Source organism: Microbacterium sp. LWH11-1.2, from assembly GCF_038397745.1.
Classification (GTDB): Bacteria; Actinomycetota; Actinomycetes; order Actinomycetales; family Microbacteriaceae; genus Microbacterium.
The window spans coordinates 201515-226225 of sequence record NZ_CP151636.1 but is presented as its reverse complement, the minus strand read 5'-3'; the positions used below and the strand labels follow the sequence as shown (position 1 = coordinate 226225).

The 24711-nt window shown below is 66.3% G+C and carries 18 protein-coding genes; 6 read left to right on the top strand and 12 right to left on the bottom strand.

Annotation, left to right across the window (positions count from 1 at the left end; genetic code table 11):
• The 4 genes from MRBLWH11_RS01055 to MRBLWH11_RS01040 are packed head-to-tail and all read left to right on the top strand — an operon-like array spanning position 1 to position 3927.
• Positions 1-1311: a protocatechuate 4,5-dioxygenase subunit alpha/beta gene (locus tag MRBLWH11_RS01055; RefSeq protein ID WP_341940325.1), complete on the top strand. Its 1311-nt coding sequence runs from the start codon at positions 1-3 to the stop codon at positions 1309-1311.
• Positions 1308-2261 carry a Gfo/Idh/MocA family oxidoreductase gene (locus tag MRBLWH11_RS01050; RefSeq protein ID WP_341940324.1) on the top strand — a complete coding sequence of 318 codons (954 nt, stop codon included), beginning with the start codon at positions 1308-1310 and terminating at the stop codon, positions 2259-2261. The genes MRBLWH11_RS01055 and MRBLWH11_RS01050 overlap by 4 nt, the downstream gene beginning before the upstream one ends.
• Entirely contained in the window at positions 2261-3232 is a 972-nt protein-coding gene (locus MRBLWH11_RS01045; RefSeq protein ID WP_341947870.1) for an aldo/keto reductase, read from the top strand. The genes MRBLWH11_RS01050 and MRBLWH11_RS01045 overlap by 1 nt, the downstream gene beginning before the upstream one ends.
• A complete protein-coding gene (locus MRBLWH11_RS01040; protein WP_341946385.1) occupies positions 3229-3927 on the top strand; it encodes a substrate-binding domain-containing protein in 699 nt (232 codons plus the stop codon). The genes MRBLWH11_RS01045 and MRBLWH11_RS01040 overlap by 4 nt, the downstream gene beginning before the upstream one ends.
• Before the next feature lie 52 nt (positions 3928-3979).
• On the opposite strand, the gene MRBLWH11_RS01035 is transcribed toward MRBLWH11_RS01040, so the two are convergent.
• Positions 3980-4363: a MerR family transcriptional regulator gene (locus MRBLWH11_RS01035; protein ID WP_341946384.1), complete on the bottom strand. Its 384-nt coding sequence runs from the start codon at positions 4361-4363 to the stop codon at positions 3980-3982.
• Between the two features lie 122 nt (positions 4364-4485).
• On the opposite strand from MRBLWH11_RS01035, the gene MRBLWH11_RS01030 reads away from it, so the two are divergent.
• On the top strand, positions 4486-5427 hold the full coding sequence (locus MRBLWH11_RS01030) for an aromatic alcohol reductase (protein ID WP_341946383.1): 942 nt from the start codon (positions 4486-4488) through the stop codon (positions 5425-5427).
• A gap of 225 nt (positions 5428-5652) precedes the next feature.
• Here the strand turns inward: MRBLWH11_RS01030 and MRBLWH11_RS01025 are convergent, their stop codons facing one another.
• The 6 genes from MRBLWH11_RS01025 to MRBLWH11_RS01000 form a co-directional block, all read right to left on the bottom strand.
• Positions 5653-6627, bottom strand: a complete 975-nt coding sequence (locus MRBLWH11_RS01025) for a glycoside hydrolase family 43 protein (RefSeq protein ID WP_341940320.1) — start codon at positions 6625-6627, stop codon at positions 5653-5655.
• Positions 6628-8628: a beta-galactosidase gene (locus MRBLWH11_RS01020; protein WP_341946382.1), complete on the bottom strand. Its 2001-nt coding sequence runs from the start codon at positions 8626-8628 to the stop codon at positions 6628-6630.
• Positions 8621-10381 (bottom strand): beta-galactosidase family protein, encoded by a 1761-nt coding sequence (locus MRBLWH11_RS01015; RefSeq protein WP_341940318.1) that lies wholly within the window; start codon positions 10379-10381, stop codon positions 8621-8623. The genes MRBLWH11_RS01020 and MRBLWH11_RS01015 overlap by 8 nt, the downstream gene beginning before the upstream one ends.
• A 73-nt stretch (positions 10382-10454) precedes the next feature.
• A complete protein-coding gene (locus tag MRBLWH11_RS01010; protein ID WP_341940317.1) occupies positions 10455-11795 on the bottom strand; it encodes a sugar ABC transporter substrate-binding protein in 1341 nt (446 codons plus the stop codon).
• A 71-nt stretch (positions 11796-11866) separates the two neighbouring features.
• On the bottom strand, positions 11867-12748 hold the full coding sequence (locus MRBLWH11_RS01005; RefSeq protein ID WP_341940316.1) for a carbohydrate ABC transporter permease: 882 nt from the start codon (positions 12746-12748) through the stop codon (positions 11867-11869).
• Positions 12745-13677 (bottom strand): sugar ABC transporter permease, encoded by a 933-nt coding sequence (locus tag MRBLWH11_RS01000; protein WP_341940315.1) that lies wholly within the window; start codon positions 13675-13677, stop codon positions 12745-12747. The genes MRBLWH11_RS01005 and MRBLWH11_RS01000 overlap by 4 nt, the downstream gene beginning before the upstream one ends.
• A 234-nt stretch (positions 13678-13911) precedes the next feature.
• On the opposite strand from MRBLWH11_RS01000, the gene MRBLWH11_RS00995 reads away from it, so the two are divergent.
• Positions 13912-17010, top strand: a complete 3099-nt coding sequence (locus MRBLWH11_RS00995; protein WP_341940314.1) for a putative Ig domain-containing protein — start codon at positions 13912-13914, stop codon at positions 17008-17010.
• Positions 17011-17248: 238 nt separating this feature from the next.
• Here the strand turns inward: MRBLWH11_RS00995 and MRBLWH11_RS00990 are convergent, their stop codons facing one another.
• The 5 genes from MRBLWH11_RS00990 to MRBLWH11_RS00970 form a co-directional block, all read right to left on the bottom strand.
• Positions 17249-18793: an alpha-L-fucosidase gene (locus MRBLWH11_RS00990; RefSeq protein ID WP_341940313.1), complete on the bottom strand. Its 1545-nt coding sequence runs from the start codon at positions 18791-18793 to the stop codon at positions 17249-17251.
• A gap of 100 nt (positions 18794-18893) precedes the next feature.
• Positions 18894-21245: a glycoside hydrolase N-terminal domain-containing protein gene (locus MRBLWH11_RS00985; protein WP_341946381.1), complete on the bottom strand. Its 2352-nt coding sequence runs from the start codon at positions 21243-21245 to the stop codon at positions 18894-18896.
• A 185-nt stretch (positions 21246-21430) separates the two neighbouring features.
• On the bottom strand, positions 21431-22444 hold the full coding sequence (locus MRBLWH11_RS00980; RefSeq protein ID WP_341940311.1) for a LacI family DNA-binding transcriptional regulator: 1014 nt from the start codon (positions 22442-22444) through the stop codon (positions 21431-21433).
• Between the two features lie 205 nt (positions 22445-22649).
• Entirely contained in the window at positions 22650-24179 is a 1530-nt protein-coding gene (locus MRBLWH11_RS00975) for a long-chain fatty acid--CoA ligase (protein WP_341946380.1), read from the bottom strand.
• 79 nt (positions 24180-24258) lie between these two features.
• Positions 24259-24711, bottom strand: a complete 453-nt coding sequence (locus tag MRBLWH11_RS00970; RefSeq protein ID WP_341940309.1) for a MaoC family dehydratase — start codon at positions 24709-24711, stop codon at positions 24259-24261.

The window sequence follows — 24711 nt, the reverse complement described above, 5'->3', positions numbered from 1 at the left end:
ATGGCACTCGACAAGCCGTACAAGGACGTCCCCGGCACGACGATCTACGACGCGGAGCAGGCCCGCAAGGGCTATCACCTCAACCAGTTCTCGATGTCGCTCATGAAGCCGGAGAACCGTCAGCGCTTCCTCGCCGACCAGGCGGGATACCTCGATGAGTGGCCGTTGAACCCGGTGCAGCGTCAGGCCGTGCTCGACATGGATCTGAACACCATGATCGCCGAGGGCGGCAACATCTACTTCCTCAGCAAGATCGGCGCCACGCACGGTCTGAGCTTCCAGCAGATGGCCGGGTCCATGACGGGCATGAGCGAGGCGGCGTACCGCGACATGATGATCGGCGGCGGACGGCGCCCCGAGGGCAACCGCCTGAAGGACCTCGACGGGTGGACGCCCCCGTCCGCGGAGAAGGCCACGACCATGCGGCCCGATGCGCCGGCCCATTACACCTCGGCGCTGTTCACCTCCCACGTCCCGGCGATCGGCGCCGCGATGGACCTCGGCAAGACCGAGGAGCCGTATTGGAAGAAGGTCTTCGACGGATACCGCTGGACCAGGAGGTGGGCGGAGGAGAACACTCCAGACGTCGTCATCCTCGTCTACAACGACCATGCCACTGCGTTCGACGCCTCGATCATCCCGACCTTCGTGCTCGGCACCGGAGCCGAGTACCCGGTCGCCGACGAGGGCTACGGACCGCGACCGGTCCCGGCTGTGAAGGGATTTCCGGAGTTCGCCGCGCATCTCGCGCAGTCGATCATCCAGGACGACTTCGACCTCACCCTCGTCAACGAGATGGTCGTCGACCACGGTCTGACCGTACCGCTGTCGCTCGTGTACGGCGACGTCGAGGAGTGGCCGGTGCGCGTCATCCCCCTCGCCGTCAACGTCGTGCAGTACCCGGTGCCGTCCGGTCGCCGGTGCTACGAGCTCGGCAAGGCCCTGCGCCGCGCGATCGACAAATGGGATGGCGAGGAGCTGAACGTCCAGATCTGGGGCACCGGAGGCATGAGCCACCAATTGCAGGGTCCGCGTGCCGGGCTCATCAACAAGGAGTGGGACAACGCGTTCCTCGACCACCTGATCGCCGACCCGCTCGGGCTCACCGAATGGCCGCACATGGAGTACGTCGACGAGGCGGGGTCGGAGGGCATCGAACTGGTCGACTGGCTCATCGCCCGCGGTGCGATGGACGATCAGTTCGGCGGCGGAGAGCCCTCGACCGACCACAGGTTCTACCATGTTCCTGCATCCAACACCGCGGTCGGCCATCTCGTGATGAGCAACCCTGCACGTGAGGACTCCGCATGAACGACAAGATCCGCGTCGCCGTCGTCGGCGCCAACGGCGCTTTCGGCATGAAGCACCTCGACGGCCTCGCGAACATCCACGACGCCGAGGTGACGGTCGTCAGCGCGACCTCGCAGGAGAAGGCGGATGCGGTCGCCGCACAGTACGGCGTCGCACACGCTGTCGTGGGTCTCGACGCGGTGCTCCGCCGCGACGACGTCGAAGCGGTGATTCTCGCGACGCCCACCGGTCTGCACGCAGCGCAGACGCAGGCCGTGCTCGCCGCGGGGAAGCACGTGCAGGTGGAGATACCCCTCGCAGATTCGCTGGCCGACGCGGAGACGACGTTGGCCGTCGCCGACGCGTCCGATCGCGTCGCGATGGTCGGCCACACCCGCCGCTTCAACCCCTCGCACCAGTTCGTGCACGAGCGGATCCGATCCGGCGAGTTCGCGGTGCAGCAGCTCGACGTGCAGACGTACTTCTTCCGGCGCACGAATACGAACGCCAGAGGCGAGAAGCGCTCGTGGACCGATCATCTGCTGTGGCACCACGCGGCGCACACGGTCGATCTCTTCGCTTATCAGTCCGGACGGATCGTCGACGCGCATGCCATGCAGGGCCCGATCCACCCCGTGCTCGGCATCGCGATGGACCTCTCGATCCAGCTCAAGAGCGAGACCGGGGCGATCTGCACGCTTTCGCTGTCGTTCAACAACGAGGGGCCGTTCGGTACGTTCTTCCGCTACATCGGCGACACCGCGACGTACGTCGCGCGATACGACGACCTGTTCACGGGTGCGGAGGAGCAGATCGACGTCTCGACGGTGGCTGTGAGCATGAACGGCATCGAGCTGCAGGATCGTGAGTTCGTCGCGGCTATCCGCGACGGGCGGGAGCCGAATTCCTCGCTGCGCCAGGTCATCGACTGCTACCGCGTGCTCGGGGCGCTCGAGGCGCAGCTCGCGTGATGCTGCCGCGGTTCGGCCTCGGCTGCATGAACCTCAGCCACGCCTACGGGGTCCCACCCTCGGAGGAGGAAGGGATCCGCCTGCTTCGAGTCGCTCTCGATGAGGGAGTCGGAATGCTCGACACCGCCACGCTGTACGGCGGAGGTCGTAACGAGGAGCTCGTGGGACGGGCGATCGCGGGGCGCCGGGACGACGTCGTGCTGGCCAGCAAAGGCGGCATGGCGCTCATCGACGGCATCCGCACCATCGACGGGCGGCCGGAGACGCTGCGGGCTCAGGTGGACGCCTCGCTCGCGCGGCTCGGCGTCGACCGCATCGACCTCTACTACCTGCACCGGTGGGATCGCTCGGTCCCCATCGGTGAGAGCGTCGGCGCGCTCGCCGCGCTCATCGACGCAGGCAAGATCGGCGCGATCGGCCTTTCGGAGGTGTCGGTCGCGAGGCTGCGCGAGGCGCAGCGGGTCGCACCGATCGCCGCGGTGCAGAACGAGTACTCGTTGTGGAGTCGCAACCCGGAGCTCGGGATGCTGGACGCGACGCGTGACGCAGGCATCGCACTGGTCGCGTTCTCCCCGGTGGCTCGCGGATTCCTCAGCGACAGCGTCGCTGATCCGTCGACGTTGGCGCAGAACGACATCCGCCGCACCATGCCCCGTTTCCGCCCCGAGCACTGGCCGGCGAACGCCGCGCTGCTGCCGCGCTGGCGTGCGCTCGCCGCAGAGGCAGGATGCACGCCGGCACAGCTCGCCCTCGCGTGGGTGATGTCGCGCGGTGATCACGTCATTCCGATTCCGGGCACCACGAACCCCGACCACCTCCGCGACGACCGCGCGGCGATGGATCTCGTGATCGACCCGGTTCTGCTGGCTCGGGCCGGCGACCTCATCTGCACCGCGACGATCTCCGGCCCTCGCTACGCCTCGGGCCCCGCAGCCGATGTCGACACCGAAGCGTTCGAGGAGGCAGGGTGAAGGCGATCTCGTCCATGGCGACCCGGCATCTGCTCGCCGACCTCGTCGCTTCGGCCGCCTCGGCGGGATGCGCGGAGGTCATCGTCGAATCCGTCGGCGGCGTCGACGCCGAGCGACGCGTCGCGGCAGGGGAGGGGTTCGACCTGGTGTTCCTCGCCGAGAGCGCCCTGCGCCGACTCGCCGTCGGCGGGCACGTGGACGCCAGCACGGTGATGCCGCTCGTCGTGTCGCAGGTCGCGGTGGCGGTGCGGTCCGGCTCGACCGGTCCTGCGGAGCTCCCGCTCGGACCGGCCTTCGACGACGCGGCCGGCCTGCGCGAGGCGCTGCGCGCGGCGGAACGGATCGGCTACTCGACCGGCCCGAGCGGGACGGCGCTGCTGCGCATGATCGATGAATGGGGCTTCGCCGACGAGTTCGGCGACCGCCTCGTGCAGGCGCGCCCAGGCGTTCCGGTCGCGGCGCTCCTCGCAGACGGGGAGGTCGATCTGGGGTTCCAGCAGCTCAGCGAGCTGGTCGGGCAGATCGGCGTGCGCATCCTCGGGGTGATGCCCGACGATGCCGCGATCGACACCGTCTTCGGGGGCGTCGTGGCGACAGCATCCGCTGACCCGTCGCGCGCTGCGTCACTTCTCGCCTTCCTCGCATCGGAAGTCGTCGTGCCGATCAAGCTGGCGCACGCATTCGGCACCGTTTAGAGGGAGTGCGCGGATGCCTGCCCGCTCTCCGAGAGCTCTCCGCCTGCGCTGGTCAGGGCGTGGTCGCCGAGAGCAGATCGGTGTGGCCGGTACGCCGAAGGTAGTCGATGACAGCCTCGCGACTCTTCTCCAGGCATACGATGCGGTTCTCCACCACACGCAACTCCCTCGCCAGCTCCTCAGCCGAGGTTCGGTTGTGTGCTCCCGTCTGGTGCTCCGGCGAGGACGCCTCGATGTTCAGCACGATCTTGATCATTCGCGTGGACAGCCCTGCCTCGACGAGGGCTCGCACATGGCGGGCGTTCTCTATCTGCTCCTCCGTGTAGTCGCGATATCCGTTCCCCGACCTCGACGCCTCGATGAGCCCCTGCTGCTCGTAGTAGCGCAGCATCCGCGCGGGAGCCCCGATCTCTTCGGCAGCCTCGCTGATCCTCATGGTGGCGCGCCCTTCTTCGACCCTCGATGGAGATGAATTTGACCTTGACAGTGATGTCAAAGTTTACATTGGTGTTCGTGCGCCGTGTCCCGAACTGCGGGCCGCCGAAGAAAGGAAGACACATGTCGATGAGCGACTGGACAGGAACGTCGCGGAGGATCCTCGTCATCGGGGCGGGTGAGCTGGGGATGCCCGTCCTGCGCAACGTCGCCCGAAGAGCGGCCGCCGTGCCGGGTTCGTCGGTAGACGTGCTGCTGCGTCCTCGCACCATCGAGTCGACCGTGACCGCGAAGCAGCGCGATGTCGCCGAGATCCGCAGCCTCGGTATAGGGGTCGTCCCCGGCGACCTGGTGGAGAGCACGGTCGACGACCTCGCTCAGATCTTCTCGGGCTACGACACGGTCATCGGGTGCACGGGGATCACCGCCGGGCTCGACGCTCCCATGAAGGTCGCGCGGGCGGCGCTGCAGGCGAAGCTCCCCCGATACTTCCCGTGGCAGTTCGGCGTCGACTTCGACGTCATCGGTCGCGGCAGCCCCCAGGACATCTTCGACTCGCAGCTCGACGTACGGGACCTGCTCCGATCGCAGGACGGCACCGAGTGGGTGATCATCTCCACGGGCATGTTCATGAACTACCTCTTCGAGCCGGGGTCGGGAATGGTGGACCTTTCGAACGACGCGGTGAACGCGCTCGGGACCGCCGACACGGCCGTCACCGTGACCACCCCCGAAGACATCGGCGCGCTCACCGCCGAGATCCTCTTCGCCGAGCCGAGGATCCGCGATGAGATCGTCTACGTCGCCGGAGACACGATCACCTACGCCCAGCTTGCGACGACGCTGGAGGAGATGCTCGGCCGCCCGTTCGAGCTGCGGGTGTGGTCGGAGCCGCTCCTCATGGACGAACTCGCCGCAGACCCCGACGACATGACCCGCAAGTATCGGGCGGCTTTCGCGCAGGGGCGTGGTGTGGCCTGGGACAAGGCGGCGACCTTCAACGCGCGCCACGGGATCCCGACCACCACCCTCCGCGAATGGATAGGAGAGAATCTCGTCGCCTGAAACGCTCGCGCCGATGTTGCGCCCGAGTCGCGAGAGAAACTCGGGCGCAACATCCGCCCGCTTCCGACGCCGGCTCCGACGGCGAGCAGTGAGGGCTCAGGCGCTCGCCGCGGCCACCTTCCCCAACAGGCCGATGAGGACGTGCTGCTCGGAGGAGGACAGCGGCGACAGCAGGTCCCTGGTGAGCGCAAGGATGAGAGCAACGAGTTCTTCCTGCTGTGGAGGCTATGGCTTCCACGCCTCGCGAAGACGCGCGTACTCCTCCGAGGTCACCGGCAGCACGACCCCGTGGCAGGCATCCCGCGGCAGCCGCACATCGTCGGCGAGCGCCCATCTCCCGCTGGTCAGATCAGCCGTCTCGAACGGGACGTATCGTCGCTCGGCGGTGAACTCGTCGATCCAGAGGAACCACCGATCCTCGGTCTGCGACTTGTACACGAGCGGACCCTCGCCCTGACGGATGGCGTCGAGTCCGATGCCCTCAGTCAGGGGCGTCCACTCGTCCCCGGTCAGCGACGAGGAGGTCTCCGAGAAGACGGACTTGCCGTGGGGGCTGGTCGCCGTCCGATGCCGCTCGTCCTTCACGAATCGGTAGTAGAGTCCGCCGTGCTCGATCACCGTGGCATCGATCGTCTGCCATCCTCTGTCGATCCACACCCGCGGCGCGGAGAAGGTGCGGAAATCGCGAGTGGTCGCGTAGAGGATGCGGTGATAGCTCTCTCCCTCGTGTTCGGCATCGTCGTAGAGCTTCGAAGACCAGTGCACGAGGAATGCGTTCTGCTCGGGGTCCCAGATGGACTCCGGAGCCCACGCGTTCCCGGCCTCCTGGGGGGCGACCTCGACGAGTCTGCCTTCCCCCCAGTGCACGAGATCCGCGGACTCCCACACCATGATCGAGCGGCTGCCGTGCCGTTCGAGCTGATCCCAGTCGTCGTTGGCGTACACGCGCAGGTCTGTGGCGACCAGGTAGAACCGGTCGCCGGACGGCGACCGGACGATATGCGGATCCCTGACTCCGCGTTGACCGAGCGTCGAGCGCAGAACGGGCTCACCACCGTTCAGGTCATCGAAGTGGAGCGGGTCATCGCCGTCGCTCAGAGCGAAGTAGATCTGCTCCCCGTCTTCGCTCTCGCGCTTGAAATGCACATAGAGATAGCCCGCGCCCGTGGCGCGGTCCTCCGTGTCGTCGAGACGTGCCATTCAGCTGCCAATCGTGTGAGTCTGGTCCTCGGGGGCGACGCAGATCCACTCGGCGCCGTACCCGGGAAGGTCGATGCGGTGCCCTGACACGACGACGGTCACGACATCCGGTGTGTGGTTGGCGATCAGACGCCGCCCGCCGCGCACGACGGTCTCCACACCGGCGATGCTCTCGGCGAGAGGCGCCTTGATGCCGGCGTCGTCGAGCCAGGCCGCCACCAGGTCGTCCATGAGCGCGGTCGAGGGCCGGGTGCCCACGTACCACGCTGCTCCCTGTCCGCTCCTGCGGTTGACGGTGACGGCCGGCGAACCGTCTGCGAATCCGTCCGCGAAGGAGGCCACCACCTCGACCCGCGGATCCTCGGTCCTGATGAGCTCCTGCCAGAAGTCTGATCTGCCCGCCAGATCTCCCGTGAGCGTGAAGGGGGACCCGTCGGCGGCCGGCGCGAACTCCTCGACACGCACGCCGAGGGCGCTGCGCAGGGGGCCGTCGCCTCCCAGATATCCGCCGAGGTGGATATGGAGCCGTTCGTCGACGACACCGCTGAGATATGTGACGACGAGCGTGTCCCCACGACCCGGCACCTCCGCCAGCGCTCGCGCTGCGTCATCGGAGAGAACGTGCGTCGCGGGCGCGACGACGAGCGAATAGCCTGTCGAATCGGCTTCCGGATGAATGAAGTCGACCGTGACCCCGCGACGGAGGAAACCCTCGTAGAAGCGCAGGACGGTGTCCAGGTAGTCCACCCTCACCGGGGTGCCGTCCTGTTCGATCGCTCTCCATGAGTCCCAGTCGAAGCACAGTGCGACGTTGCTGGAGACGCCCTCGCCGACGAGATCACCGAGCTCGCTCAGCTCTGCGCCGAGAGCACGGACACCGCGATGCACACGGGTGTCCTCGCCCGCGTGCGGGAGCATCGCGGAATGGAACTTCTCGGCGCCGGCGGCCGACTGACGCCATTGGAAGTGCAGGACGGCATCAGCGCCCCGGGCAACGGCCTGGAGCGAGTTCAGACGGTGGCGTCCGTCGGCCAGTGGCACGTTCGGCGGACGCCAGTTGACGGCGGAGGTCGCCTGCTCCATCAGCAGCCACGGTCTGCCTCCACCCAAAGACCGCATCAGGTCTCGTGCCGCCGCAGACAGCACATGACTGCGCGGATCGGCGGGATCCGGGTAGAGATCGTCCGAGACGACGTCGACGTGCGGGGCCCAGGACCAGTAGTCGACGTCCTTGAAGAAGCCCATGAAGTTGGTCGTGATCGGCGTATCAGCCCGGTCCCCCGCGTAGGAGCGGATGATCTCCGCCTCGGCGCGGTACAGGTCGAGCAAGGCATCGGAACTGAAGCGATCGAAATCGAGCACCTGCGTGGGATTGCGGATCATCGGAGCTGCGGAGGGGACGCCGACCTCGGCGAAGCTCTGGTAGGTCTGCGACCAGAACGTCGTCCCCCACGCGGCGTTCAGGGATTCGATGCTGCCGTAGCGATCCTGCAGCCACCCCCGAAACGCCTCCGCCGACTCGGGGTCGTAGCTGCGGGTCACATGATTGCCGTACTCGTTTCCGACGTGCCATCCCACTAGGGACGGATGCTGAGCGTACCGTGCGGCGAGCTCGGTCACCAGTCGCATCGCATGGTGGCGGTACGCCGCCGAACTCGGACTGAACTGCTGACGAGAGCCGAAAGCGAGCCTGACGCCGTCGATCGAGACGGGCAGCGACTCCGGGTACCGGTGGGCGAGCCAGGCGGGCGGTGACGCGGTCGCCGTCGCGAGGATCACCCGGATGCCGCCGCGGTGCATACGATCGAGCACATCGTCGAGCCAGGCGAAGTCGTAGCGACCGGGCTCGGGCTCGAGCTGGGCCCATGCGAAGACCGCGAGGGTCACCGTCGACACCCGGGCGAGTTTCATGAGACGCACGTCCTCGTCCCAGATGGCGGCGGGCCACTGCTCGGGATTGTAGTCACCGCCGTACATGACGCGAGGAGAGGGATCAGTCATCCACGGGCCCTAGGTCGAGAGTCGGACGAAATGTCAGCTGGCGTGATCGGGGTGGCTCCTGCGTGAACAGGAGGACGGTGTTGGTGCCCTGTCGAGTGACGGGGCGGGGCGCGTAGAGCGTCCGCTGGGGGCCGCGGGGACGGAACCTTCCGAGGTTGAACCCGTTCATCCACGCCACGCCCCATCCGAGATCGCCGGTGTGCAGAGCGAGATCCGTCGGCGCATCCAGTTCGAACTCAGCCCGGATGAGCCCCGCCTTCAGCGGGAAGAGGGTCGAGGTCGAGCGCTCCGCCAGGGTCGGCAGGTCCGTCAGGGGGACGACGGACGCCTCCCATCCGGTGATCTCCCGCCCGGCCAGCACGGCCGGACCGATGAGGCCCTTCGGCTCGCCGATCCGAGGACCGTAGTTGACCCGCCCCTCGTCTTCGACGAGAACCTCGAGCACGCCTGTTCCTCGGGGGAGCGTGATCGAACGTTCGCCCGCCGATCGGGAGAGCACGCCGACAGCCGTTCCGTCGAGGGACACCCACGCGCGATCACGCACGTCGGCGAACTGCAGCACAGTCGGCTCATCGCCGGCGGAGAGTGAGGCGCGATAGCGGATGAAGCCATTGGCCGAGCCGAGATCGTCCAGCGTCGGGAGGTCGCCGAAGACGCTCCATTCGGCGGGGGCGACCTGATCGAGTGCTCCCACCCCCTGCAGGGAGACGGATGCGGGGACCACGAAGTCCGAAGAGCCGAGTGCATCCGAGGGAAGGGGAGGGACGGGTTCGTGGCGGGCGATCACTTCCCGGAAGCGCCAGAACTTGGCGGTGGGTCGGCCCGCTTCATCGAGCGGGGCGTCGTAGTCGTACGACGTCACCGTCGGCTGATACACCCCTTTGTCGTTCGCGCCGTTGGTGAGGCCGAAGTTCGTGCCGCCGTGCAGCATGTAGATGTTCACGGAGGCGCCGGCCTCGAGAATGCTGTCGAGACTCCGCGCGGATTCCTCCGCATCCGTCACGTGGTGGAAGCCGCCCCAGTGATCGAACCACCCGCACCAGAACTCCGAGCACATGAGCGGCCCGGTCGGCTGGTGGGTGCGCAGCGCGGCGAGGCGTTCGTGCACACGGGAGCCGAAAGATCCCGTCGCCAGCAGGCCAGGCACGTTCCCGCGCTCGAGCATGCCGTCGCGCGGCTGGTCCACCGTCGTGAGGGGAACGGTGATGCCGTTGCGTCGGTAGATGTCCACGAGCGTGCGAAGGTAGTCGGAGTCGTCGCCGTAGGCGCCGTACTCATTCTCCACCTGCATCAGCACCACGGGGCCCCCGGCGTCGATCTGACGCGGGGCGACGACGGCGAGAGCAGACTCGAGGTACTCGGTGACAGCCTCGAGGTAGTGGTGCTCGGAGGAGCGCACGCGGATCCCGGGGATCGCCATGAGCCAGTGCGGAAGCCCTCCGTTGTCCCATTCGGCGCAGATGTAGGGACCGGGCCTGACGATGGCATGCATTCCGGCTTCGGCGATGAGGTCGAGGAATCGCCCGAGGTCGAGGCCGCCCTCGGTGTCGAAGCTTCCGCGCATCGGGCTGTGCGCGTTCCACGGGATGTAGGTCTCGATGGTGTTCAACCCCATGAGGCGACCCATCGCGATCCGCTCGGCCCACTGGTCGGGATGCACACGGAAGTAGTGCAGGGCGCCGGAGACGATGCGGAAGGGTTCGCCATCGAGGCGGAACGTCTCGTCGTCGTACGAGAAGCGTGCGGCGGTCATTGTTGTGTCCTCCTTCTACCGAAGAGAGGGTGTGGGCCGCTCGTGGCGAGCAGCCCACACCCTCTCTCGGATGTCACTTTCCGAGGGTGAAGCCCTGCGTCTCGCCGTACTTGATGTTCGCGTCCTGCCAGGCCTTCAGGCCGTCGGCGACGTCACCGTTGCTCGTGTAGATCGGACCCATGGCGTCGCCGTAGATGCTGTTCGCGTAGGCCTGCCACGGCAGGTACTGCCAGTCGGGCACGACGGACTTGGACGCGTCCACGAGCACCTTGTTGATCTGCTGCCCGCCGAAGAACTCGGGCTCCGCGTTGAGGAACTCGGACGACTCGAGCTGCGCGACGGTGGCGGGGAAGCCGCCGCCGTCCACGAAGATGCCGATCGACTCATCCGAAGAGTTCAGCCACTTCAGGAAGCCGGCGGCCAGCGCAGGGTTCTTGGACTGCTTCGTGACGGCCTCCGTGCTGCCACCGTTCTCCGCCGTCGCGGGGGCCCCGCCGTCGTAGGTCGGCATGGGCGCGACGCGCCAGTCGCCGGCGCTGTCGGAGGCACCCGACTCCAGGACGCCGGGCATCCAGGCGCCGGCTGCCAGAGTGGCGATCTTCCCGCTGGAGAGACCGTCGAACCACTCGTCGCTCCATCCGCCGATGCCGTCGAGGAGGCCCTCCTTGACGAGCGTCCCCCACTTCTCGGCATAGCGCTGGGCGCCTTCGTCCTGCAGGTCGATGGTGACCTTGTCTCCGTCGACCTGGAAGGCGTTGGAGCCTGCCTGCCAGAGCATCGCGGAGCCGAATCCGCCGTCGAGTCCGGAGTCGTTGGTGATGTAGTACTCCGGGTCGGCGGCGTGGAGCTTGCGGGCTGCGTCGATGTACTCGTCCCAGGTCGTGGGAACGGTGAGGCCGAACTTGTCGAACGTCGCCTTGTTGTAGAACAGCGCCATGGGGCCGGAGTCCTGGGGAAGGCCCCAGATGCCGCCCTGGCTGATGTTGGTCCAGGAGGACTCGGAGTACTGATCCTTCAAGTCGGCGAAGCCGTAGTCGGTGAGATCGACGAAGGCGTCCGCGAGGACGAACTGCGGCACCGACATGTACTCGAGCTGGACGACATCGGGTGCGCCCTTGCCCGCGGCCAGCGCGTTCTGCAGCTTCAGGTTGCTGTCGTTCGCGCCGCCGGAGTTGACGAAGTCGACCTTGACGTTCGGGTAGGCCTTCTCGAAGGCGTCGACCTGCTTCTCGGCGGACGGGCTCCAGCTCCAGAAGGTGATCTCGCCTCCCTTTTCCAGGGCCTTCTCGACGGCGTCCGCTCCCTTCTCTCCGGAGTCGGGCGTGCCGGTGCTGGCACACGCTGCCAGGCTCAGGCCGACCAGAGCGGTGGCGACGCTCGCGGCGACGCTGCGCACGATAAGACGACGGTTCATGCTGTGTTCCTTTCTGTGGGTGGTGGTGATGCGGGCCCCAGGGGATGGGGTGGCGTCATCGGATGCAGCGGTCACTGCTTGACGCTGCCGGCCGCGAGGCCGGACTGCCAGTACCGCTGCATGAGCAGGAATGCGCCGACGATGGGAATGATCGTCAGGAGCGATCCCGTGATGACGAGGTTGAAGATCGGATCGGCGCCGATTCCCTGGCCTTGCTGGTTCCAGAGGTTCAGACCGATGGTCAGGGGATAGAGCTCAGGGTCGCTGAGCATGATGAGCGGGAGAAAGTAGTTGTTCCATGAGGCGACGATCGAGAACAGGCCCACCGTCGCCACGCCGGGCGCCAGCAGCCGAAGTGAGATGGTGAAGAACGTGCGAAGCTCTCCGGATCCGTCCACCCGAGCAGCTTCGAGGAGTTCTGCAGGGATTGCCTCTTGCGCGTACACCCAGACCAGGTAGAGACCGAACGGAGACACGAGTGAGGGGATGATCACGGCCCACACCGTGTTCGTCAGACCCATCTGGCTGAACAGCAGGAAGGTTGGCACGGCGAGCGCGGTTCCGGGGATCGCAATCGCAGCCAGGATCACAGTGAAGATGACGCGCTTGCCAGGGAACTCGAACCGTGCCAGCCCATAGCCGCCGAGGGTGGCCAGGAGCGTGGCTCCGCCCGCCCCGGCGACGACGTACAGAAGCGTGTTGCCCAGCCACTGCACGAAGATGCCGTTGTCGTGGGTCAGCGTCTGCCAGATGTTATCGAAGAGAGCGAACGGCCCTGAGAACCACAGGCCGAAGGATCCGGAGAGCGACTGCTGCGTCTTGGTGGCACTGATGATGAGCCAGGCCAGCGGAACGAGTGAGTAGAGCACGAACACGACCATGACGATGGTCAGGGCAACAGACCGTCGCGGGCTGCTGAGGAATCGACGGCGATCCGCCACTGCGCGACTCATTGGATCTCCTGACGGGTACCGCGGACCTGGACGATGTAGGCGATCACTCCCGTGATGACGCCCATGATGATCGCCAAGGTTGCCGCGTAGTTGGCCTGCTGCCCGATGAAGCTCAAGTTGTACGCATACATGTTGGGTGTGTAGAACGTCGTGATGAGGCCTGGGGCGTTCGCGCGGAGGATGTTCGGTTCGTTGAAGAGCTGGAAGCTTCCGATGATGGAGAAGATCGTCGCGATGACGATGGCACCACGCAGGGCGGGGAGTTTGACACTCGCCACGACGCGCCAGGCCCCGGCCCCATCGATGGCTGCCGCCTCGTACAGCTCCTCGGGGATGGTTCGCAGGGCTGCGTAGAAGATGACCATGTTGTAGCCCACGAACTGCCACGTGACGATGTTTCCGATGGCGAAGAGGATCCACTGGGATGCGAAGGGCGTGATCAGCTCGAAGCCGAGGAGGGAGTTGATGTTCCCCGCCATGCCGACGCGGTCGGAGTAGAGGAACCCCCACATGAGCACCGCCACGATGCCGGGAACCGCGTAGGGCAGGAACAGTGCGATGCGGTAGAAGCCGGGCTTCGCGAGCCGTCGGGAATCGATCGCCATGGCCGCGAGAAGAGCCAGCACCAGCATGATGGGGACCTGGACGACGAGGAAACCGGACACACGGAGGAGTCCCTCGAGGAACTTGGGGTCTGCGAACGCGGCGAGATAGTTGTCGAACCCTACGAAAGAGTTGCCTCCGACCAGTCGCTCACGGAACACGCTCAGGACGATCGCGTAGATGACGGGCGCCAGGACCGTGACGGCGAACACGCAGAGGAAGGGCGTCAGAAAAGCCAGCCCTGCCCACCTGTGGCGACGACGACGTGGTCGGCCAGGTTGTGGTCTGCGCGGGGCGAGAGCCGTCGGCCTTGCCATGGTTGACATCTATGTCCAATCCTTCGGTGTCGAATGGTGACGTGATCATCCGATGTTTCATCATAATGTGTTGACGTCGCCATATGTCAAGGCCGGCAGGAGATGAGGCCGCCTCACCGCTTGTTTTCGAGCTAGTTCTCTGGGGGAACGCGCGTCGACGGGCTCCAGCCATCCCGTTGTTGACGTGAACAAGGATCAGATCTATCTTCGTTTTGACCCGATCAATCTACGAGCGAGGAAGTCATGACGAAGAAGTCACCCCGGGCGGTCACTGCGGCACTGATCGCTGCCATTCTGATCAGCCCCCTGATCTCGGCCCCACCTCCCGCCGCCGCTGAGGCGGCTGCATCCGTGCACACGTATCGCGACACCCCGGGAGATGCCCGGTCCGATCGCTTCACGCTCGAGGCGAACGGTACGGACGTGTTCGTCGCGAAGTACTCGAACCGATTCAACAACCGGATGGCTGTCGCACGGTTCGCGTCGGACGATTCGACGCCCGTCCTCACAGTGACGGCGAATGAGCCGATCACCTCGTGGAAGATCTACCCCGAGAAGGACTATCCCGCTTCGGCCGTCGCGGTGTCCGGCACGACACTGACCTTCACGATGTCGAGCGAACTGCGCTACGTCATCGTGGAGATCAACGGAGCGCAGCCGGGACTCGCCATCGTCAACGACCCGCTCGAGGACCCGGCCACCATCCCCGACCCCAGCGCCGACAACGTGGTGAACGTCATGGACTTCGTCACCGACGCGACGGGCGCTACCGATCAGACGACTCAGATCCGGGCAGCTATCGACGAGCTCTACTCGGACGACTCGAAGGACACGCTGTACTTCCCCGACGGATGGTACACATATGCCGGTCTCGATCTGCGCAATAGAACGAAGCCCGTCACGATCTACACCGCGGAAGGCGCTCTGCTGAAGAACCGCATCCAGCCGACCATGGAGGCCATGGAGCCGACCATCGGGATCTGGAACTCGGCCAACATCACGTTCTACGGACGTGGCGTGTTCGACGGCAACGGATTCGCGAACTACGACACGGGCAACGGAGGCTGGCGCCACGATGCGGCGACGTCCCAGCACCAGGGTGGCGTCATGATCCTCCACTCGCAGAACATCACGTTCAACGACACCCTCGCCCGCGATGCGAAGCAGTGGAACTGGGAGACGCACACCGCGAAGAACATCACGTTCAACAACATCAAGGGCCTGACCCCCTACGCACAGCCCTGGGTCGACGGGATCAACCTGGCCAGCGGCCAGAACGTCACGGTGAACGGAGCGCTCTCCCTGGGCAACGACGACACCTTCGCGAGCGGTCACTACAACCCGAACGACAAGTTCACCCCCGACCCCGACCGGCTGTCGTGGGACACCGCGGACACGTTCGGCATCTCGGTCAAGAACCACCTCGGCTGGACCGCAGGTGCAGGAAACGGCGTGCGCATCGGCGGTGGCGGCGGTTACACGCAGAAGGACTTCACCTTCGAGAACGTCAACTACGTCGGATTCAAGAACCTCGGGATCACGCTGTCCAACTTCACCGCGGACACGAAGGTGAAGTTCACCGACGCGACGTTCGACACCTCCAAGGTCACCACCAATGCGTCCATCGGCGGGCGAGGGAGCTCCGCATCCGACCGTTTCGGCTCCCTCATCCTGGACGACGTCTGGTTCTCGCACAATCTGCCCATCAACATCTCGAACACCACTGATCTGCGCATCCACGACCTCTCGGTCGCCGGAACGCCGGTCACGAGACTGACGCAGTTCGCCCTGAAGCTCACGAACGTCGTGAACCGCGACTTCGACTTCATCGAGGATGTCGCGCCCGTCTTCGGAACGATCCCGACGTCGGAGATCGAGGTCGGCACCGAGCTCGTCCTCCCGATTCCGGTGAGCGACGGCGACGGCGACACCGTGCAGGTATCGTCCCCGTCGCTGCCGGAGGGCGCGACCATCACGGACAACGCCCTGCACTGGACGCCCACCAGCGCTCAGGCCGGCACCACCAGCATCCCCCTCCTCGCGACCGACTCCCACGGTGCGACCGCGACGGGATCGGCGACGGTCAAGGTCATCGATCCCGATGCGGAGAGGATCGAGATCCCGGTCGCGGCGGACACGAACGTACAGACGTGGAACGCGGAGCAGACCCTGAACTACGGTGACGGCGAACTGCTGCGGATGTTGAACTTCAACGACGCGAACCTCGGCGGCGTCCTCGGCGAGAAGTACGCGGGTAACCAGTCGAATCGTGACTCCAAGCTCAGCCTGCTCTCGTTCGAGCTGGGAGACCTGGGCGAGCGCATCGCGGCAGGGGAACTGCTGTCCGCCGAGCTCACCATGACGTACGCGGGGCCCGCCAAGGGTGGACTCAGCGGCTCCAACAGCCTGGTCGCGGCGCTCGCGACCCCCGGGTGGATCGAAGGGGACGGCAAGAGCACGCCTCCGGCGCGCACGAACACCGTGGACGGTGCCGTGACCTGGCTGACCAAGCCGGCGATCGACACCACGGTGACCGCCACGTCGGCACCCTTCGACGTCACATCACCGAACAAGGTCGGATCGGACGCGTCGTACTCCGCGACGCAGAAGCCGGTGGGCTCCAAGGCGACGATCGACGTCCTTCCTCTTGTCACGCGGCTCGCCGCGGACGCCTCCGCGGTCTCCTTCGCCGTGAACGAGACGAAGAGGCAGGATCTTCTCTTCGTCTCGAGAGAGGGCGGCGCCCGTAACCCCAACGCGGAGGGCCTGGCACCGCGCCTGACCCTGACGTTCGCCGCACCGACGGTCGTCGACGAGGTCGCTCCGTCGGAGCGTCCGTCGATCTCGGGCCAGGCCGTGGTCGGAGAGACTCTCGCCGCGGAGTCGGAGGGCTGGCCCGAGGGCACGTCGCTGACGTACGAGTGGGCCGTCGACGGCGTCCCCGTCGGAGCCAGGAGCGACGATACTGTCCCCGCGTCTATCCTTCTCTCGGCGGCGGCGGCACAGACGGGCGATCAGTTCGTGATTCCCGCGGATGCCGTGGGCTCCCGCATCACTGTCACCGTCACGGGTTCTCTCGAGGGCTTCCGAGACGGTTCGGTGACGAGCGATCCCACCGCCGCGGTGCGCGCCGCGACCGTTCCCGGAGGCGGCGCAGGCCCGGGCACGACGCCCGGCGCGGGCGGCGGGATAGTCGGCGGATCTGTCGGCGGATCGACGACCGGACACCTGGCAATCACGGGAGCCGAACTGCCCATCGCGGTGGCGCTGCTCGCGCTCGTCCTGCTGACCGCGGGTGGAGTCTTCGCGGCCGCTAAGAGTCGCCGCGTCATCGGCGTCTGACCCGGCGGCCGCATCGCACAGACAAGGAGCGCACGTCCTCGACCTGGGGACGTGCGCTCCTTCTGTGCATTCGAGCCCGAGGGACTCGGCGGCACATGTCGAGGGGTCAATCGTCGTACTCCATGTTCGGGATGCCGCACTCGTCGATCACACCGCGAGTATGCGACTGTCCCGCAAGACACGGGCCGCTCGATCCGCGGTGTGGATCGAGCGGCCCGTTGGCACCTCTTCGTTCGGCTCAGCCGTGGAGGAAGTCCTGGCGCGGCGGCGTGACGGCCTCTTCGAGGAACACCTTGACGACGGGACCGCACGCGAGCGGGCTCTGCGGGGGCAGCGTCACGCTCAGCTCAGAGGCCGTCTGCTCCCAGGCCACGGCTTCGGCGACGCCGAGCACCGTCACCTCGCGGATACCGCGGTCGAGCAGACCGGATCCCGTGCCGAAGGAGCGGATCCGCGCCACGCCATCGTCGGGCTCGGCGAGGAGGATCGCGTACAGGTAGTCGCCCGTGACATCGTGCCGAGTGGTGAAACGGATGTCTGCAGAGCCGTACTCCGGGGTCGCGGCGTCGACGAATGACCCGACGGTCAGCTGCGTCGGGCCCTCCTGGGCGATCCGCCAGGGGCGGGTGCCGTAGATCGCCTCGCCGTTGCGGGTCAGCCAGTCCCCGATGCCTTCGAGAACACGCTTCTCGGCATCCGGAATGGTTCCCTCCGGGGTGGGGCCGACGTTGAGCAGGAGCAGGCCGTTCTTCGACACCGTGTCCGCGAGCTCGGCGACGAGCGCATCGACCGTCTTGTACTCGTGACCCTCGATCCAGCTCCACGAGTTCTTCGAGATGGCCGAGTCGTTCTGCCATACGGCCGGACGGATCCCGCCCATCGTCCCGCGTTCGATGTCGTACACGGCGCTGCCCTCGGCGAACGCCTTCCATTTGTAATTGATGGCGACCTCGCGCCCCCACTCGGCAGCGCGGTTGTAGTAGTACGCGGCCAGCCGGCGCAGGTAGGGCTCGAAGGCCGGCTGCTCGATCCACCAGTCGAACCACAGGACCTGGGGGCGGTACTTGTCGATGACCTCGACGGTCCGCAGCAGCCAGTCTTCGAGGAACCGCTCGTTCGGCGCCACCTCTTCCCGCTGGGCCGGTCCGTAGAAGTCCGCGTACGCAGGGTCGCGCACATCGGAGTCGAAACGGGAACCGCCGTTCATGAAGAACCAGTGCTCGGCCCGATGCGATGACGCCCCCGGTACCATCCAGGCGCGGTCGACAGCCGCGGTCAGATCGCCGAAGACATCCCGCTGCGGTCCCATCGCCGCCGCGTTCCACCGCGATCGCTCCGTGTCGTACATCGCGAAGCCGTCGTGGTGCTCGGCGACGGGAACCACGAACTGCGCTCCTGCGCGCTTGAACACAGCCGCCCACTCGTCAGGATCGAAGTCGCGCATCGTGAAGTGAGGGATGAAGTCCTTGTATCCGAAGTCGCGATGCTCACCATAGGTCTCCCGATGATGAGCGAAGTCTTCGCTCGCCTCGCGGTACATGTTTCGCGAGTACCACTCGTTGTGGAAAGCAGGTACAGAATAGACGCCCCAGTGGATGAAGATGCCGAGTTTGGCATCGAGATACCAGCGGGGCGGTTCGTACGCGCGAAGCGATTCCCAGTCCGCCGCGTACGGACCCGCCTCGATCACCGCATCCACTGCCGCAAGTGCGGCGGAGTTGTCGGAGACGTCCACGGGGGCAGGGAGAGTGGACGGATCGAGGGGTGAGAGTGGTCTGTTCATCGGGTCCTGATTCCTGTTCTGAGGCGGAAGACGGGGGTCGCCTCGGGGTGGGTCGGCGGGCATGCGGGTTCCGGTGGTGGCGCGTGGAGGCGAGACCTGGTCATGATCTCGAGGGAGTCGTCTCCTCGACCCACCGGAAGTTCAAGGTGTGCGAGTCGGCCTCCGCAAGACGGAAGCGCGTGGCAGGGTCGGATCCGCTGCGCAGGGACGCAGGCCGGGGGAGCTGAACAGTCACGCCCTCGCGACGCACCCAGCGTGAGGCCGGATCGCCGGACAGTGCGACGGTCATGCCGTGCTCGTCCCAACTCAGCTCGTCCACCCGCAGGCCGGTTCGGGTGGTGAGCCCCGTCACGGATCCGTTCGTCCAGGGCCCGGGCAGCGCAGGCAGCAGATGGATCGTCTGGCGGGTCGACTGCACGAGAGCGGAAGCGATCACAGCGGGCAGTCCACCGCTCGCGTCGACGTTGAACATCCTTCCGGCATCGTGAGTGGTCGTCATCGCCGTCGTGAAGTGCAGCTGTGTGAGCCATTCGATGCACTGCTGCAGGGCGTCGGAGTCTCCCAACGTGGCCGCGGCCAGACCGAGCTGTGTGAGCCCGAACGCCATCTCCATGTTGCCAGGAGGTGGTCCTGGGTTCTCGGCCCGCCAGGCGATCTTGTCGTGAATCAGCTTTGCCGCGGCGCTGCGCAGCTGCGGGTCGTCGAAGGCATCATCGGGCTCGTACCAGAGGCCGTACAGCTGACTTACGTGACGATGGGCGACGTCATCGGGTTGTCCTGGGGATGACCACTCGGCGAGACGCCCGTCTTCCACGCGGTACCGTGCAGCGACCGTGGGCAGTTCCGGAGTCGGCACTCCTCTGGCCTCGGCGAGCACGGTAGCAGACCGGGCAAGGTCCCGGAGGATCGCGATGTCCATCGTCGGGTCGACGGAGATGGGGGTGGGGGCGCCCAACGGGGTGTTCTCCGGCGAGTAGGCGGGCGCAAGCGGAACCTGGGAGCCGACCTCCTGGTAGAAGCGCAGCACTTCCTCCACGAGGTGCCATGTGCTGTCGTCGACGAGCTCGCGGTCGCCCGTCGCCAGGACGGCGTCTGCGAGCATACGGAGGATCCAGCCGCCGCATCCTGTCCAGAACTGGAGAGGGTAGTCAGCGGAGAAGTGATTGGCGAGGCCGTGGCTGCTCATGCGAGACGGAAGCAGGGCGCCCTCGACTCCGAAGACGCGTCTCGCGTTGGTGCGGAAGTCTTCGAGGCGAGGGACGACCAGTCGCGTGACCGATCGAATGAGCTCGGGGGTGCCCGTAGACACGAGCGAGGCGATCGACCCGTTCTGCACGTTCCCGTTCAGGGTGTAGTCCGCCGACCACGGGGGTGACCATGTGCCTTGCCAGACTCCCTGGAGGGTGGCGGGGAGCTCGCCTGTCGACGAGATGATGTTGTATCGGCCTGCCGCGTAGGCCAGCTCGATGAGCGCGAGTGCGTGGTCCGTGTCGTCGGGGGCCCGGCCGAGCAGCTCCTCCGTCGTGATGTCCGCGGGAACGAGCGAAGCGAGAGAGAGGGTGGAGGCTCTCTGCAACGCGTCATGCGCGTGGGGATCGGATGACGAGTGCGCAGCGCCGTCGTTCACGTCCACGGTGATATCGACCTGCGCCCATTCGCCGGCGAGGGTGTCGATGCGGGCGATGATGTCGCCGTCGTGGATGCGCACCTGCGAGGCGAGGGGCGCCTGGATGCGGGTCGTGGCGGAGACGATGCGTCCACTCTCGGGGTGCGTCGCACGCAGCTCCAGGCTCGCCGTCGTGGGGCTCTCCTCCCATACGCGGCACTCGACGTCGTCGGCGTAGTCGGGTGATTCGCCGCGCAGTGCCTCTCTGTTGCGAGGCATGCCGAGGTGCGCCGTCACGGGCCCGGGGCTGTCGGAGCGGTACCGCACGGTGACGTTCGAGTCGCCGCGGCGGGCGGATACGCGAAGTTCGGTCGCGCCGGCGTCGTCCATCCAGCGGATGTGGACCTCGCCGGTGGCGAAGTCCACGGATCGGCGATACGTGTGCGGTTCGACCGTCGCGCACTCGATGCGCAGCTCCGACGTGGGGCCAAGCGGGTCTGTCCAGATGAGATCGTCCATTGCAGCTTCCGCGACGCTGTCTGCGACCAGAGCCGCTGCGGCGGACGGGTTCGCGGAGAGGAGCTCTCGTCGAATGTCCTCGATCCGCGCGCCGGTGTCGGGAGGCGGCATGATCGAGTTCGCGGGCACGAAGAACCGCTCATGTGAGAGGGAGACCACGTGCTCGTGCGGAGCGCCCCATACGATCGCACCGACGACTCCGCTTCCCGTGACGACGCCATCGAACCAGTGCGGCGCGGTGCTCGTGCTGATGAAGGATTCCCGCCCGGAACGGGTCTCAGTCGTGCGCCCGGTGGGCCCGGTCTGATCGGTCTGCGTGAATGTCACGGACAGCGGCCTTTCGCTCACGAACGGAGGGGGATAGGGATGAGTTTCGACGATCGTGGGTCCGAACTCTGAGGGGAGCTTCATGTCGGTGTGGTCCCGCGAAAATACGAATGGTTACGTAAACATTCGAGCCAAAGATACATGCTCGGAAACGCTGATGTCAACGGCGTGAGTCGGGCGATCGCCTATCGGCGGGAAGATCGCTCGCCGAAGGGGCCGGTCGACGCGCGCACCACGAGCTCTGTATCGATCACGCGCCGTCCTGCCGGGGCTTCACCATGCTCGATCTGGTCGACGAGCAGGGATACGGCGGTGGCACCCGCTGCCTTGAAGCGTTGCCGCACCGTCGTGAGCGGGGGCCAGAACTGCGATGACTCGACCATGTCGTCGAATCCCACGACGCTGATGCCCTCAGGTACAGGGACCCCGTTCTCGTGAAACGCGCGGAGGGCGCCGAGTGCCATCTGATCGTTTGCTGCAAAGACCGCCGTCACTTCCTGGCGGGCGGCCAGTTCCAGCGCTGCGTTGTAGCCGGACTCAGGGGTCCAGTCGCCGATGAGCATCTCGGGAACGAGTCGACCGGCTTGTTCGAGCTGAGTCCGCCATGCTCGTGCACGTGCAGCCGCCGCGTTCGATTCGGGCGGCCCGGCGATATGCCAGACGGTCGGATGTCCGAGCTCAAGAAGGTGATCCACGGCGAGGCGGGCGCCCTGCTCCTGGTTCGCGTCGACCGACGGATGCTCGAAAGCGGCGCCCGCATCGACGATCACCGCGGGAACGCCAGGAGGTAGGCGCACTGCCGCTCCGGCGGAGTTGCTCGTCTCCAGGATCAGTATGATGCCGTCGACGGCATCCTGCCCGAGTCTACGTATGGCCCATGAGAAGTCGGCCGTGCCCGCTTCTTCGGGCGAATGCTGCACCGATATCAGTTCGACGGCATAGCTCCGTCTCGCCGCCTCCTCGGCTATCGCGCTCACTGTCCGCACGTTGCCCAGAGTCTCGAGGCCGAACACCACGACGGCTATCGATCGGAACTCGCCGTTTCGGAGGGCACGCGCCGCGATGTTCGGACGATAGCCGAGCTCCTTCATCGCCAGTTCGACGCGACGGCGTGTCCGCTCCGTCACGTTGCCCAGATTGTTCGCCACGCGAGAGACGGTTTGTCCGGATACGCCCGCGAGCTCGGCCACGTCGCGCATAGACGCCGACCGAGCGCGATCCTCCGGCATGCAGTCGTACCTCTCGAGCGTTGATCACCGTTGTTGACGCCAAGGTAGTACAAGATCGATCGACGAGCCGGCATGCTTTTCCTCGGGCGCGTCTCCGCTCGAGGGGCAGGGCGGCTCGCGGGCGAGGCGCCGGCCTCGAGCGTCCTGCACCCGGAAGCCGGCGAGACGAGCGCCCTCACCGCGAGAACAGTGCTCGAACCTCGTTCTTGCGCACTTTGCCCGAGGCGGTTCGAGGCAGCGAGTCGACGATCTCGATGCGGGTGGGCAGCTTGTACCGGGCGACGCGACCTTCCAACGCTCCTCGAACGGTGTCGAGCGTGATGTCGAAACCATCGCCAACCGTGAGAACCGCGATCGGCGCCTCGCCCCATCTCTCGTCGGGGACCCCGATCACGGCGGCTCCCGTCACCCCGTCGATGTCTGCGATGAGTGACTCGACCTCAGCGGGATAGATGTTCTCCCCGCCGGAGATGATCATGTCCTTCAACCGGTCGGCGACGTATAGGTAGCCGTGGTCGTCGATGTATCCGAGGTCACCCGAGCGGAACCAGCCATCCGAAGTGAGCGAAGCGGCCGTCGCATCGGGAAGGCCGTGATAGCCCGCGAAGACGTTGGGCCCCGTGATCTGGATCTCGCCGACGGTTCCCGCCGTGACCTCCGTGCCGCGCTCATCGACCACGCGGACATCGGTGAAGAAGTGCGGAAGACCGACGCTGCCGTGCTTGTGCACGGCCATCTCGGGGGCTAGCGAGGTCGCACCAGGCGAGGTTTCGGTCATCCCATACCCCTGGGAGAACGACATCCCGCGTTCCTCATAGGCGGTAAGGATGCGCGAGGGCACCGCGGACCCTCCGCAGGTCAGTTTGCTGAGACTCGACAGGTCGGTCGAGCCCCAAGCCGGGTGATCGGCCAGCAGCTGGAACGTGGTGGGGACGCCGGAGAGCATGGTGACGCGGTGACGTTCGATCAGATCCAGCGCCGTGCCCGCATCGAAGCTTCTCTCGAGAACGAGGGTGCCGCCCTTGAGGAGCACCGGCAGTGCCCCCATGCCCAAAGCCGCGACGTGGAACAGCGGCGAGATCATCAGTGCGATGTCGTCGGAGCAGATGTCATAGTCGATGAGGTTGTTGACGGCCACCGCGGTCAGGTTCGCGTGCGTGAGGACGGCGCCCTTGGCCCGACCCGTGGTCCCCGAGGTGTAGACGATGGCCGCAGGAGTGTCGTCGTCGGCCGCGTGCAATGGCGGGACCTCCGTGGCCTGATCGATCAGACGGGCGAGCCCGAGGGAGCCGTCGCGCCCCGACGATCCGGTGCGGATGGCATGGGCCGGGGCTCCGGGCGCGGCGAGCATGCGCTCGAGCCGATGGGCGAACTCCGGATCGTGGATCAGGATGCGAGCGCCGCTGTCCGTGAGGACGTGCGCGATCTCGGGTACCGCGAGGCGGGTGTTGACGGGGACGAACACGGCGCCGATCCGCACCGTTGCGAACAGCGTGATGAGGAAGTCCGGGCTGTTCTCGCCGAGATAGGCGACCCTGTCGCCCTGGCGCACGCCGCGTTCGACGAGGACCGCGGACATGCGCTCCGCCGAGTGCGCGAGCTGCGCATAGGAGAGCTGCTGCCCGTCTCCGAAGGTGATCGCCGCCTTGCGGGGGTTTCGCAGTCGGCGTCGAGGGAGCCAGGCTCCGAGTCCTTGTGTGTGCATCGTTCTCTTCTTCGAGGTGGGGCGCGTCCTTGCGCCGAAGCGTTGTCTGCGCCCGCCGTGTGCCGGGCGCCGAGAGGTGTCACGCGTAGAAGCGGTACAGGCTCCGCGCGGCGACGGCGGGCTTGGCGGCGCCCTGGATCTCGATGGTGTGGTCGACGGCGAGCTGGTAGCCGCCCGGTATCTCGGCGACCTCGGCGATCACGGCGTTGCCGCGCACCTGAGCGCCGACGGTGACGGGGGAGATGAAGCGGACCTTGTCGAGACCGTAGTTGACCTTAGTGGAGACGCCGTCGACGTCGAACAGCTCGGTCCAGAACTTGATGACGAGCGAGAGGGACAGGAAGCCGTGCGCGATCGGTCCTCCGAAGGGGCCGTCCTTCGCACGCTCCGGGTCGGTGTGGATCCACTGGTGGTCGTCGGTGGCGTCGGCGAAGAGGTTCACGCGGTCCTGCGTGACCTCCAGCCATTCGGACCAGCCGAGATCTGTTCCGGCGAGTCCGTCGACGTCGGCATAGGCGACGGTGGTGGTCAT